Source organism: Rahnella sp. BIGb0603 (assembly GCF_024808755.1).
GTDB classification, from domain to species: domain Bacteria; phylum Pseudomonadota; class Gammaproteobacteria; order Enterobacterales; family Enterobacteriaceae; genus Rahnella; species Rahnella contaminans.
This window is the reverse complement of the sequence record NZ_JANUEX010000006.1, coordinates 209850-223334: the sequence shown is the minus strand read 5'-3', so window position 1 is coordinate 223334 and position 13485 is coordinate 209850. Positions and strand designations below refer to the sequence as shown.

The window sequence follows — 13485 nt, the reverse complement described above, 5'->3', positions numbered from 1 at the left end:
TCACACGCAAAGGCGCGCCACGGCGCGTTCCAGGCGGTTCAGCCCTTCTTCAATATCGGCACCCGGAATAATCAGTGACGGCGCAAAACGCAGCACGTTTGGCCCGGCAATCAGTGCAATCAGCCCTTCTTCGGCCGCCAGCGTGTTCAGCTGTTTAGCCTGATCTTTATAGCGTTCACTCATCACCGCGCCGAGCAACAGCCCCTGCCCGCGCACTTCGCTGAAGACGTGATAACGGTCGTTAATGCGTTTCAGACCGTCGACAAACCACTGGTGGCGTTTCTGCACGCCCGACAGGACTTCCGGCGTATTGATCATCTCAAAAACTTTACCCGCCACCGCCGTCGCAAGCGGGTTACCGCCGTAGGTAGTGCCGTGCGTGCCCGGCTGGAACAGCGCGGCGTAGCGGTCAGTCGTCAGCATCGCCCCAATCGGGAAACCGCCGCCGAGCGCTTTGGCGCTGGTTAAAATGTCCGGCACCACGCCGTAATGCTGGTAGGCATACAGCTCGCCGGTTCGACCCACGCCGGTCTGGACTTCATCGAAAATTAGCACTGCCTGATGTTTGTCACACAACTCGCGCAGCCCTTGCAGGAATTGTGCATCGGCAGGTACCACGCCGCCTTCGCCCTGAATCGGCTCAACAATCACAGCACAGGTACGTGAAGAAATCTGGCTGGCAACGGCGGCCAGATCGTTAAACGGCAGATGCGTAATGGCCGGTGGCAACGGCGCGAAATCTTCAGAATATTTCGGCTGACCGCCAGCGGTGACGGTGAACAACGTGCGGCCGTGGAAGGCGTTTTTAAAAGCGATAATTTCGTTTTTATCGCCACCCGCTTTATGCCCGTACAACCGCGCCAGTTTGAGTGCCGCTTCATTGGCTTCCGCGCCGGAATTACAGAAAAAAACTTTGTCGGCAAACGTCGCGTCGATCAGTTGTTTTGCCAGACGCAGCACCGGTTCGTTGGTATAGCCGTTGCCCAGATGCCAGACCTTATCGGCCTGCTCATGCAGCGTTTTACGAATTTCAGGGTGCGCATGTCCCAGCGCATTCACCGCAATACCGCCTGCAAAATCCACATAGTCTTTGTCCGCCTGATCCCACAGCCAGGATCCTTCGCCTCGCACCGGAATAAACGCGGCCGGGGCGTAAACCGGCACCATCCAGTCATCAAAGTTCTGGCGGCTGACATTTTGCGGCTGCTGTTGGTGTTCCATATAAACCTCTTTATTAAGTCTCTGTGACTGGCTGAATTCAGGGTGACCGTTACCGTCCCCCGGACTGGCAGGGAATGCAGTTATTATTTTGTTATTTAAAAGTTAATAAATAATCTCACTCAGTCACATCATAGATTGCAGTCTTCGTGCCAGCAAAGGGAAAAAGTGAATAAAAAAGACCACACCCAGAAAAAACAACCACTTAATATCGCCTGTTATTCACTTAAATTGCATAAAAAATGAATAAAAGAAAAAATCCCCTTCTGCAGCAACGAGGGGAAGGAATGAGTATGCAGGGAATTATTTTGATTTCTGATAGCAGATATTGTGCAGGATTGTGATCTGGCGCTGATGCGGTTATGCACCGCGACAACACATTGCCCGGTAGCGGTGCATGACCGCACCCGTTTGGGGCATTTCCGCCCCGTGACCGTGTTCACATTCTGCGCAAATAAAAACGTGTGAGGAAGTTTTAGGGCTCAAAAATCCATCAGCTTTGTTTTATTGATGCGTGGTTGTTGTTTAATTGTTATGTATTTGTAATTTTGTTATCGGTAACTTCAGTTCTCTCTACCACACCATGCCGGATATTCGAATTTATGAAACCTAAATTTAACCTTATTACTTATATAAATTAACAATTACGGGCTTTGATCACACTCCGTTCACGAGCACGCGAAAAGCGCTTTCCCGTTAAGTTAATCTCTGATTGCGGCATTTACCCCGACCGCCCCTACACAAACCCTCATAAGAAAGGTACAGACATGAAATTTAACCTCGCATTAGTCAGTGCATGTGTGGTTTCAGCATGCATGTTATTCACGACACCGACTTTCGCCGCCAATAAACCCTACGACATCGCCGTCGTGGCGAAGGTCACCGGCATTCCCTGGTTCACCCGCATGGAAGTTGGCGTAAAAGAAGCGGCGCAGAAACTGGACGTCAACGCCTATCAGGTGGGTGCTTCAACGCCAGACCCGGCTCAGCAGGTGAAAGTCATTGAAGATCTCATCGCTAAAAAGGTGGATGCGATTATCGTGGTGCCGAACGATGCCAAAGTGCTGGAACCTGTGCTGAAAAAAGCCCGCGATCAGGGCATCGTGGTATTAACCCACGAATCTCCGGATCAGCAGATCGGTCAGTGGGATATCGAAACTATCGACAGCCAGAAATATGCGCAAGCCAATATGGATGAGCTGGCAAAAGATATGGGCAGCAAAGGTGGTTATGCTATTTATGTCGGTTCCCTGACCGTGCCATTGCATAACGCCTGGGCTGACGCGGCAATTAAATATCAGAAAGAAAAATACCCGGATATGCACGAAGTCACCTCACGTTTGCCGGTGGCAGAAAATATCGACAAGTCCTACTCCACCACGCTGGATTTAATGAAAACCTATCCTGATCTGAAAGGGATTATCGGTTTCGGTTCACTCGGCCCGATCGGTGCCGGTCAGGCCGTACAGCAAAAACGTGCGAAAAATAAAATCGCCGTCGTCGGTATCGCAATGCCAGCGCAGGCCGCGCCTTACCTGATGCGCGGTGACATTAAGAAAGTCCTGCTGTGGGATCCGAAAGATGCCGGTTACGCGCTGGTTACCGTTGCCGACCAGCTGCTGCAGGGTAAAGAAGTGACGAAGGATCTGACCATCGACACCTTAGGGAAAGCCGATGTGGATACCGAAAAACACGTGATTCGCTTTAATAAAATCCTCGAAGTCACACCGGATAACGCGAAATCACTCGGCTTCTGATTTAACTCTTTAATTATTTTATTTACCGGAGATAAATTTATCTCCAGCGCCATACCAGGCAAATAGAAACAGATACGGCGATGTTTGCTGTGCCGTATCTGAATTTCTAATCAGACATTGAAAACTTATATCCTAAATAATTCGGGTTGCAGGAAGGCGGCAAATGAGTGGATCCCGGTGAGCTTACATAAGTAAGTGATTCGGGTAAGCGAGTGCAGCCAACGCATCCGCAGCGCGAAGTATGAAGGGTATGCTGTAAGGATCATGTGATGAATACTCTCAGCACGTCCCCTGCCCCTGCTGAGGCCTTTATCAGCCTCGAAAAAATCAGTAAGAAGTTCCCCGGCGTATTAGCGCTGGATAATGTCAGCCTGACGCTGAATAAAGGTGAAGTGCATTGTCTCGCCGGTCAGAATGGTTGCGGTAAAAGCACCATTATTAAAGTCATTTCCGGTGTCTATCAGCCGGAAAAAGGCGCAGCGATCACGCTCGATGGGAAACTCTTTCATACCCTGACGCCGCAACTTTCTTCTTATTACGGTATTCAGGTTATTTATCAGGACTTGTCATTATTCCCGAATTTATCGGTGGCCGAAAATATTGCCATTCACCGTTATTTACCAGGCGGTGATTTTTGGGTACATCGCGAGGCAATGCGCAAAAAAGCGCTCGCCGCAATGCAACGGGTGGGCGTTTCTCTCGATCCGGACCGTAAAGTTGAAAAGTTGTCGATCGCAGACCGTCAGTTAGTGGCAATATGCCGCGCAATCGCCGCTGACGCCAGCCTGGTGATCATGGATGAACCGACCGCGTCGCTGACCCGCACTGAAGTTAACGGGCTGCTGCGGGTGGTCAATGAACTGAAAGCGGCGGGCATTTGCGTGGTGTTCGTCAGCCATCGTTTGGATGAAGTGATGGAAGTCGCCGACCGGATAAGTGTCATGCGCGACGGCAAGCTGGTCGGCACCTATCCGGCGAGTTCGCTCGACAGCAACGAGCTGGCCTTCCTGATGACCGGGCAACGTTTTAGCTACAGCCATCTGCCGCACCGCGCGCCCGCAGAAGCCACGCCGTTGCTGGAAGTCAGCCATCTGAGCCGCAAAGGCCAGTATCAGGATATTTCGCTGTCGCTGCGTCAGGGCGAAATTACCTCGATTATCGGCCTGCTGGGGTCGGGGCGCACCGAACTGTGCCTGAGCCTGTTTGGCATGAGCCAGCCTGACAGCGGTGAAATCCGCGTGAACGGCAATGCGGTAAAATTTCACAGTAACCGCGACGCTATCCGCCACGGCATCGCGTATGTCTCGGAAGATCGCCTGACGCAAGGGCTGGTCATGGAGCAATCCATTTATGACAACACGCTGGTGTCCATTTTCGACAAGCTGCACACCGCCACCGGCCTGATGGATCACCGCAAAGCGGCCGCCGTGGTGAAAGATCTGATCCGCGACCTGAACATTAAAGTCTCGGACAGCGCGCTGCCGGTGAAAACGCTATCCGGCGGGAATGCCCAGCGTATCGCCATCGCCAGATGGGTGGCGACGCAGCCGCATATTCTGATCCTGGATTCGCCGACGGTTGGCGTGGATATCGCCAACAAAGAAGGCATTTACCGTATTGCGCGCGATCTGGCGGAGTCCGGCATGGCCGTTCTGATGATTTGCGATGAAATTCCCGAAGCTTATTACAACAGTCACCGCGTGCTGGTGATGCGCAAAGGCCAGCTGGTGGCGGAGTTTGCTCCGCACCAGAGCAGCGAAGCGCAGATTGCGGAGGCAATCAATGGATAACAAAAAGCTCTCCAAATTGTTTTCTCAGCACGAATTCTGGCTGGGATTACTGGTTCTGCTGCTGGTCATCGGCCTGAGCCTGCGCACCAATGAATTTATGACGCTCGGCAATCTCACCGACGTCGCCACCAGCTACGCCATTCTCGGCATTCTGGCCTGTGGCCTGTTCGTGGTGCTGATTGCCGGCGGCATTGATATCTCCTTCCCTGCCGTGACCTCAATCGGCCAGTACGTAATGGCGAATTACATTATTCACCACGGCGGCAGTTTTCCGCTGGCGTTTGCGATGTCGATGGGCACCGGTTTGCTGCTCGGGCTGGTGAACGGATTCCTGGTCTACTGGCTGCGCGTTCCGGCAATTATCATCACCATTGCCACGCTGAACCTGTTTTACGGTTTGCTGGTTTATCTGACCAACGGCACCTGGCTGTACGGTTTCCCGGACTGGTTTATGAACGGCATCAGCTGGTTCTCGTTCACTGCCGCCGACGGCTATGACTATGGCCTGACATTGCCGCTGCTCAGCCTGCTCGGCGTCATTATCGCCACCGGCGTACTGATGAACCGCACCCGCGTAGGCCGTCAGATTTACGCCATGGGCAGCAACCGTGACGCCGCCTCGCGCCTCGGCCTGAACATTCTGCGTCTGCACTTCTACGTTTACGGCTTTATGGGTTTGCTGGCGGGCATCGCAGCGGTCGTACAGGCGCAAATCACGCAGTCGGTCGCGCCCAACTCCCTGCTCGGTTATGAGCTGACGGTGCTGGCGGCGGTGGTGTTAGGCGGTACCAGCATGACCGGCGGGCGCGGTTCGCTGACCGGCACCATTCTCGGCGTAATGCTCCTGGCCTTCCTGCAAAACGGGCTGACATTACTGAGCATTTCGTCTTACTGGCATCAGGTTTTCAGCGGCGTGATCATTCTGGTCAGCATCAGCAGCACCGCGTGGAACGAAAAACGCAAACTGGCAAAGGGGATGTGACATGACGACCTTAACCCGAATTCTCCCCGGCGACCGCATCATCCGCCTGCAGTTGCTGATCATCGTAGCTGTCGCCGTGCTGTTTTCCTTCACGCTGGGCGGCAGTTTTTACAGCATCGGCAATTTCCAGTCGATTTCCTCGCAACTGCCGATTCTGGGCATGCTGGCGTTAGGCATGGGCATCACCATGCTGACCGGCGGTATTAACCTTTCCGTCATTGCCGGTGCCAACGCCTGTTCCCTGGCGATGGCTGCGATTCTGGTGGCGCATCCCGATCAGCCGGGTTATTTCGCGCTGGCCATGTTCGCCGGGGTGGCTGTCGCGGTGGTGATTGGTGTGCTGAACGGCGCGCTGATTGCGTACGTCGGCGTTTCCCCGATTCTGGCCACGCTCGGCACCATGACGCTGATTGCCGGGCTGAACATTTTACTCACCAACGGCGCAGTGATTTCAGGCTTCCCGGCGGCGATCCAGTATCTGAGCAACGGCAGCCTGCTGGGTATTCCGGTCGCCCTGCTGTTATTTCTGCTGGTCGCACTTTTGCTGTGGGTTTTGCTGGAACACACCACGCTCGGCCGCAGTTTGTATCTGATGGGTTCCAACGAACAGGCCACGCGCTTTAGCGGCGTCAACACACATAAAGTCACCATCGCGGTGTACGTACTTTCCGCCCTGCTTGGCTGGGGCGCGGCGCTGCTGATGATGTCAAAATTCAACTCGGCGAAAGCGGGCTACGGCGACTCGTATCTGCTGGTGACTATTCTTGCGTCCGTGCTTGGCGGGATCAACCCCGACGGCGGATTCGGGCGGGTCATCGGGTTGGTGCTGGCGCTGATCGTCCTGCAAATGCTGGAAAGCGGCCTGAACCTGATGGGCGTCAGCAGTTACCTGACGATGGCACTCTGGGGCGGCGTCCTGATCCTGTTTATCGCCTTACAAAACAGAAAATCTTAAGCGAATTGCTTTTACCGAAGGGAAAAAACATGGCGAGTTATTTTATTGGAGTTGACGTAGGAACCGGCAGCGCCCGTGCGGGCGTCTTCGACATGACCGGCCGCATGGTCGGTCAGGCCAGCCGTGAGATTACGCTGTACCGCCCGAAAGCTGATTTCGTCGAGCAATCTTCCGATGAGATCTGGCAGTCCGTTTGCAACGCCGTTAAAGACGCGGTGAATCAGGCCGACATCAACCCGATTCAGGTAAAAGGCATCGGCTTTGATGCCACCTGTTCGCTGGTGGTGCTCGATAAAGAAGGTAAACCGCTGACCGTCAGCCCGTCCGGCCGCAGCGAGCAGAACATTATCGTGTGGATGGATCACCGCGCCATCACGCAGGCCGAACGCATCAACGCCACCGGCCACCGCGTGCTGGAATTTGTCGGCGGGATTATTTCGCCGGAAATGCAGACGCCCAAACTCCTGTGGCTGAAACAACATATGCCGACGACGTGGAATAACGTCGGGCATCTGTTTGATTTGCCGGATTTCCTGACCTGGCGCGCCACGCAAAGCACCACACGTTCACTGTGTTCCACGGTGTGTAAATGGACCTATATCGGCCACGAAGACCGCTGGGATCCGAGCTATTTCCGCCAGATTGGACTTGAAGACCTGCTGGAAAACAATGCCGCTAAAATCGGCAGCGAAGTCAAAACCATGGGCGAACCGCTGGGCCACGGCCTGACCCAGCGCGCCGCCGCTGAAATGGGGCTGATGGCCGGAACCGCGGTCAGCGTCTCAATTATTGATGCACACGCGGGTAGCCTCGGCATTCTCGGTGCCAGCGGCGCATCCGGTGAGTCCGCCGATTTCGACAACCGCATTGCGCTGATTGGCGGCACTTCTACCGCGCATATGGCAATGTCCCGCAGCGCACGCTACATCGGCGGCATCTGGGGGCCGTACTATTCTGCGATTTTGCCGGATTACTGGCTGAACGAAGGCGGGCAATCCACGACCGGCGCGCTGATCGACCACGTGATTCAGTCGCATCCGTGCTATCAGGATTTACTGAAACAGGGCAAAGACAGCGGCAAAACCATTTATGAAATACTGAACGGTCTGCTGCGCAAAATGGCGGGAGAACCGGAAAACATCGCGTTCCTGACCAAAGACATTCATATGCTGCCCTACTTCCACGGCAACCGTTCGCCACGCGCCAACCCGACGCTCACCGGCACGCTGACCGGCCTGAAACTCTCGCGCACGCCGGAAGACATGGCGCTGCATTATCTCGCGACGATCCAGGCGCTGGCGCTCGGCACCCGTCATATCATTGAAACCATGAATCAGAGCGGCTACCGCATTGATACCATGATGGCGAGCGGCGGCGGCACCAAAAACCCGGTGTTTGTGCAGGAGCATTCCAACGCGACTGGCTGCGCGATGCTGTTGCCGGAAGAGAGCGAAGCGATGCTGCTCGGCAGCGCTATGATGGGCACCGTGGCCGCCGGCGCTTACGATTCACTGCCCGAAGCGATGGCCGCCATGAGCCGCATCGGCAAAACTGTCACGCCGCAAACCAACAAAATCAAAGAGTATTACGACCGCAAATACCGCGTATTCCACGAGATGTATCACGACAGCATGAAATACCGCCGCCTGATGCAGGGGGAAGAACAATGACCGCTGACGAGGAATTTCAGCTGGCGTGCCAGGGCTGGCGGACGTACAGCCAGGAACTGCTGGCGCTGCAAAAACATCTTGACGCCGATATCTGGCGTCAGTTACTGACGCTGGTGACCGGTTGCAAAGGCAAAATTGCCGTCACCGGCGTCGGCACATCCGGCATTGCAGCACGTAAAATTGCGCACATGCTGGCGTGTGTCGAACAGCCGTCGGTCTATCTCAGCGCCACCGACGCCGCGCACGGCGACCTGGGTTTTCTGCGCAGTGACGACCTGATGATCCTGATTTCCCGCGGCGGAAACTCCGAAGAGCTGACGCGTCTGTTACCGACGCTGAAAACCAAAGGCGTGGCCATCATCAGCGTGACGGAAAATCTGGATTCGGCCATTGCCCGCGCCGCTACGCTGGTCGTAAAAACGCATATTCAGCAGGAAATCGACCCGCTCAATATGCTGGCCACGACTTCTATCATGCTGGTACTGGCGGTGTTCGATGCGTTGTGCGGCAACATCATGCTGCGCAACGGTTTCGATCAGCAAAGGCTTCTGAAGGTGCATCCCGGCGGAAATGTCGGAAAGACATTAAGGGAGCAGGATTTGTGAATCTGGGCGGGAAACAATCATTTCGGCTAATGCGTTTGCGTATAACAAACCTCTGAAAGTGACTTAACGTGCGTTGGTTTTATTGTTCTGTTGTTTTTCGCGGCGTACCTTGTCTGCTCAATTTATCTCAGACTAGGGAAGATTATGAGCTGGAACCGGGATGCCGCAATATCACATATCAGGACTCATGCGGGCTCACACTCTCTTCATCGCTGTGCACGTTACACCCGGCAGGCGATAGAGGCTGGCGGCGTTCATCTGGACAATATACCTGATGCAAAAGACTACGGTGCTTCGCTTGAACGTGCCGGGTTCAGGGAGGTGCCCGCCGGTTCAACCTTAGTAGCGGGAGATGTGGCAATAATTCAACCCTACCAGGATGGTAATCCATCGGGCCATATGACGATGTACGACGGTACAACGTGGTTTTCAGATTTTCGCCAAACCAGCATGTATCCCGGCCCGGGATATCGGAACACCCGCCCGGCCTACAAAATTTACCGGAAGAACTAATGCGCATACTTATCCTATTAGCTCTGAGCTTATTAACAGCGTGTTCTTCCCATTCCAATGATAATCAGCTGGCGATTAAACAGGTCACCAATTTTTATGGATTTTATCTTGCGGCTTTTCTGAAAGATCCCCCTCCGACGTATGAGTCGCCTGAAATGCGTCGTTATGTGGCGGCTGACACCTTAAGCCGACTTGCCGCCGTGGATAAAATCCCGGAACAGGAGATCGTTAGCGCAGATTATTTTACGTACACGCAAGATTATGACGCAGCGTGGATCCCGGCTTTTAAGACCGGGACCCTACGCAGTGTTACGGGCGGAAAAGTCTTGGATATCTGGCTTGGGATTGACCACGGAAAGAGCCTTCACCTTGAGACGTATTTGAAACGTGAAAACATGACGTGGAAAATTTATCGGGTACGCAATATCTCTGATAATTATGAAGCCCCGATTTTCAGCGCTGGGAGGCTCCGGCGCGGCTGGTAATCCGTAAAACCACCGCCGTCTGAAAAGGCGGTGGAGGTTAAGCACTTCACGGTCACCCCCTAATTTCTTCCCCCACCAGCGCCGCCAGCACTGAAATGGCGCGGGCGGTGTGCGGTCCCCATTCGAATGACGTGTTGATGCGCAAACAATGTCGGAAACGTTCGTCGGCGGAAAACATCGTGCCCGGCGCGACGCTGACGCCTTTGGCCAGTGCGTGCTGATAGACCCGCGCGGCATCCACGTTATCGCCCAAATCGAGCCAGAGGAAATAGCCGCCCTGCGGTTGGGAAACCGAAACCTGCGCGGGGAATTCTTTGATGATGGCGTGATGCATCGCCATTTGCCGCTGTTCCAGCACACGGCGCAGGCGGCGTAAATGGGTGTCGTAACCGCCCTGCTGCCCGCCTTTTTGCAGGAAATCTGCCAGCGCCAGCTGCACCGGCACGCTGGCGGATAACGTACTCATCAGCTGCAACCGTTCAATACGCTCAACGTATTTCCCTGCCGCCACCCAGCCGACGCGAAAACCCGGTGCCAGACATTTAGAGAATGAAGAACAATGCAGAATTTCGCTGCGATACGCTGACGCCTTCAGCGGCACCGGGCGTTCACTGCCAAAATACAATTCGCTGTAAACGTCATCTTCGATTAACGCCACCTGATGCCGTTGAAGGATATCCACCAGCCGCGCCTTATTTTCGGACGGCATCGTACAACCGAGCGGGTTCTGAAAACTCGACATCAGCCAGCAGGCTTTGATCGGATAGGTTTCCAGCGCTTTTTCCAGCGCATCGGGATCCATACCAAAACGCACGTCGGTCGGAATAGCGATCGCTTTTAACTTGCGCCGCTCTATGGCCTGTAACGCACCATAAAATGCCGGAGACTCAATCGCCACCCAGTCGCCCGGCTCGGTCACGGCCTGCAAACTCAGCCCTAAAGACTCCATCGCGCCGGACGTAATGACGATTTCATCGGGCGCAACTTCTATACCATTTTGAGCATAACGGCGGGCAATGCTGCGGCGCAGCTCTTCGTTGCCCGGCGGCAAATTGGCGGTGGCGCTGTGCGGTGACATACGGCGGACGGCGCTGGCAAGCGATCGCGCCAGGCGCGGCTGCGGGAATAAGGTCGGATCGGGAAATGCCGAACCCAGCGGTACGACGGAAGGATCCTGCCCCGCTTTCAGGATATCGAAAATCGCATCATTGACGTCTACCTGCTCGGCAGCGTGCAGGCGTTCATCGGGCTGACGGCGAACCGGGCGCTGCAAACCTGCTGCGACGTAATAGCCGGACTGCGGGCGCGCAACAATCACGCCCTGACTTTCCAGCAGCTGGTACGCCTGTAACACCGTCATCAGGCTCAGCCCGGACAGTTTGCAGGACTCGCGTAAGGAAGGCAGGCGGTCGCCCGGCAGCCAGACCTGAGTGTCGATTTGTCTGCGCAAGGTGCGCGCAAGCGTTTCGTAGCGGGATTCAGTCATGAGCACTCTGCACTGTTATATAAAGTGTTAACGAAAGGGTAACTATTATGCCGGTTCTTGCCCACTTCCGGCGATGTAAACCCGGCATCAACAGCAAACAATCTTTACTTAAGAAGTCTGGCGGCCAAACATTCACCATGTTAATGTATGAACTCACCGCATTACTCAGATTTATCTGAACTTCCAGTCATGCCTGTTCTCGCAACCTTACGCTTTCTAAACATTTTCTCCACGATCGGTTGAAAAGTGACACTTCGGCTTTCACTCTTTTACATCTTGCTCGCATTACTATTCATTGGATTCAGTAGACTTGCTTTCGTCGAAACAAAACGGGCGATGTGCCTGAATCTCCAATGAGGAATTTAATTATGCGTAAACTTACCGCAATGATTGTGGCTTCAACTCTGGCTCTGAGCTCTGCTTCTTTCGCGTTTGCTGCTGAAACCACGGCCACTCCGGCAACTGACGCATCTGCTGCGACTCACGGCAAAATGATGCACCATAAAGGCCCGCATCATATGAACCCGTTTGCAGGTCTGAACCTGACTGAGCAGCAGAAAACTCAGATGAAAGAAATTATGAAAGACAGCGGCGCGCGCCCTGACCGCGCTGCAATGAAAGCGCAGATGGATCAGATGCACACCTTAGTTGCTTCAGACAGCTTCGATGAAGCGAAAGTGAAATCGCAGATTGATACCATCACCAAAGCACAGTCCGACCGCATGCTGGATCGCGCACGTGCTGAGAACAAAATGTATAACCTGCTGACGCCTGAGCAGAAAAAACAGTTCAAAGAAAACTACCAGAAACGCGCTGCCAAAATGGAACAGATGCGTGACCACAAACCGGGCCAGGAAAAACCTGCTTCCGCAGAATAATTTCTGACCTGACACAGATTAACCGGCCTCTCACAGGCCGGTTTTTTTTGGCTCGCGCCCTCAGGCATCTTCGCCATGACGGGTGATCATGACCCGCAGATAATCCAGCACCACGGCGGCGGGTTCCGAAAGCGCCAGCGTTTCGGATAACACCGCGCCCACATCCATATACGTCGTACTGTCCTCCACCGTGCGCCGCATGACACGCAATCCCTCCAGCGACCATGGCCGGTAAACCAGATCCGACAAAAGAGTCACGCCCCGACCTTTAGCCACCAGACTGCGCACCGTTTCGAATGACGTGGTAGTAAACGACACATTCGGCTGGCCGCCGTGTGTATGCCAGTGCCCGCGTATCACATCGGGATATTCGTCAGTATCGAGCAACAAAAAAGGCAAGCTGGCGATATCAGCCAGATGAATAACCGCCTTACTGAGCAACGGATGCCCCTGCGAAATCCACAGTCTTCGCGGCGAGCGAATAAACGTTTCGATTTTCAGGTCGGTTTCGCGGGCAATATTCGAGGTCAGCAGCAGGCAAAAGTCGGTTTCCCCCAGCCTTAACGAGGAGTTCACTGGGCGTGGTCTGGCTGGTCATGCAGGGAGATTTACTGCACATTGAGACACTTAAAAATCTGAACCGCGGCGATGTCTGGACCATGAGATCAGCCATCAGCTGGGCGTTGTATTGTGCCTTTCTGCGTATCAAACCAAAGAGCGTGGGTGGAAACGCATTCGTGGCCGTCAGCGCCGTTATCGGGGCGCTGGTCCTGTTGCCAGTACTGGCGTTCTCCTCTTTAACCCCTGTTCATCACGCACTGAGTTCCTACACAAGCGCCGGGTTCCTGTGCGGATTGGCCTGTCTGGTGGTTTTCCCTTCCTGGCTTTCCTATCTGCTGTGGAACAAAGGGATCCAGGCGATTGGCGCGACACGTGGCGAAATTTACTCACATCTGATCCCGCTGAGCGGCGGGATGCTGAGTATCCTGTTCCTGAATATTCCTTTGCACAATTTCCATCTGATCAGCGCCCTGCTGATTGCATCCGGCATCGCGCTTTGTTCGGGTAAAGCGAAAGAAAAAATCAGCCACCCGCGCCGTTTCACTCAGGCAGAGTGATGAAGCCTCACAACTTTGATGTCATCCG

General features: G+C 54.3%; 12 protein-coding genes and 1 pseudogene. 10 read left to right on the top strand and 3 right to left on the bottom strand.

Annotated elements, in window-relative coordinates; genetic code table 11:
• Positions 1–1221, bottom strand: a complete 1221-nt coding sequence (locus tag M2403_RS17700; protein ID WP_165057969.1) for an aspartate aminotransferase family protein — start codon at positions 1219–1221, stop codon at positions 1–3.
• A gap of 764 nt (positions 1222–1985) precedes the next feature.
• Between M2403_RS17700 and M2403_RS17695 the strand changes: the two genes are divergently transcribed.
• The 8 genes from M2403_RS17695 to M2403_RS17660 all read left to right on the top strand — a co-directional run bounded on the left by M2403_RS17695 (position 1986) and on the right by M2403_RS17660 (position 9975).
• On the top strand, positions 1986–2975 hold the full coding sequence (locus M2403_RS17695; RefSeq protein ID WP_152326888.1) for an autoinducer 2 ABC transporter substrate-binding protein: 990 nt from the start codon (positions 1986–1988) through the stop codon (positions 2973–2975).
• Positions 2976–3244: 269 nt separating this feature from the next.
• Positions 3245–4765: a sugar ABC transporter ATP-binding protein gene (locus M2403_RS17690; RefSeq protein ID WP_259230322.1), complete on the top strand. Its 1521-nt coding sequence runs from the start codon at positions 3245–3247 to the stop codon at positions 4763–4765.
• Positions 4758–5747 (top strand): ABC transporter permease, encoded by a 990-nt coding sequence (locus M2403_RS17685; RefSeq protein WP_259230321.1) that lies wholly within the window; start codon positions 4758–4760, stop codon positions 5745–5747. Before M2403_RS17690 ends, M2403_RS17685 begins: the two co-directional genes overlap by 8 nt.
• A gap of 1 nt (position 5748) precedes the next feature.
• Positions 5749–6702, top strand: coding sequence for an ABC transporter permease (locus tag M2403_RS17680; RefSeq protein ID WP_259230320.1), 954 nt, complete (start codon positions 5749–5751; stop codon positions 6700–6702).
• A gap of 29 nt (positions 6703–6731) precedes the next feature.
• Positions 6732–8372, top strand: a complete 1641-nt coding sequence (locus M2403_RS17675; RefSeq protein ID WP_152326884.1) for an FGGY-family carbohydrate kinase — start codon at positions 6732–6734, stop codon at positions 8370–8372.
• Positions 8369–8977, top strand: coding sequence for an SIS domain-containing protein (locus tag M2403_RS17670; RefSeq protein ID WP_259230317.1), 609 nt, complete (start codon positions 8369–8371; stop codon positions 8975–8977). The genes M2403_RS17675 and M2403_RS17670 overlap by 4 nt, the downstream gene beginning before the upstream one ends.
• Positions 8978–9121: 144 nt before the next feature.
• Positions 9122–9490 carry a hypothetical protein gene (locus tag M2403_RS17665; RefSeq protein WP_208950955.1) on the top strand — a complete coding sequence of 123 codons (369 nt, stop codon included), beginning with the start codon at positions 9122–9124 and terminating at the stop codon, positions 9488–9490.
• Positions 9490–9975, top strand: coding sequence for a YbjP/YqhG family protein (locus tag M2403_RS17660; RefSeq protein ID WP_259230315.1), 486 nt, complete (start codon positions 9490–9492; stop codon positions 9973–9975). The genes M2403_RS17665 and M2403_RS17660 overlap by 1 nt, the downstream gene beginning before the upstream one ends.
• Before the next feature lie 52 nt (positions 9976–10027).
• Here the strand turns inward: M2403_RS17660 and M2403_RS17655 are convergent, their stop codons facing one another.
• The gene (locus M2403_RS17655) at positions 10028–11461 is read right to left on the bottom strand and encodes a PLP-dependent aminotransferase family protein (protein WP_152326880.1); all 1434 of its coding nucleotides are present in this window, start codon (positions 11459–11461) and stop codon (positions 10028–10030) included.
• 368 nt (positions 11462–11829) lie between these two features.
• Here M2403_RS17655 and spy point away from each other — a divergent pair, with 368 nt between their 5' ends.
• Entirely contained in the window at positions 11830–12339 is a 510-nt protein-coding gene (spy, locus tag M2403_RS17650) for an ATP-independent periplasmic protein-refolding chaperone Spy (protein WP_259230314.1), read from the top strand.
• Positions 12340–12399: 60 nt separating this feature from the next.
• On the opposite strand, the gene M2403_RS17645 is transcribed toward spy, so the two are convergent.
• Positions 12400–12915: a LysR substrate-binding domain-containing protein gene (locus tag M2403_RS17645; protein WP_259230312.1), complete on the bottom strand. Its 516-nt coding sequence runs from the start codon at positions 12913–12915 to the stop codon at positions 12400–12402.
• On the opposite strand from M2403_RS17645, the pseudogene M2403_RS17640 reads away from it, so the two are divergent.
• A pseudogene (locus M2403_RS17640) lies at positions 12909–13457 on the top strand (DMT family transporter); the annotation flags it as partial. The gene M2403_RS17645 and the pseudogene M2403_RS17640 sit on opposite strands and share 7 nt — an antisense overlap.
• Between the last annotated feature and the right edge of the window lie 28 nt (positions 13458–13485).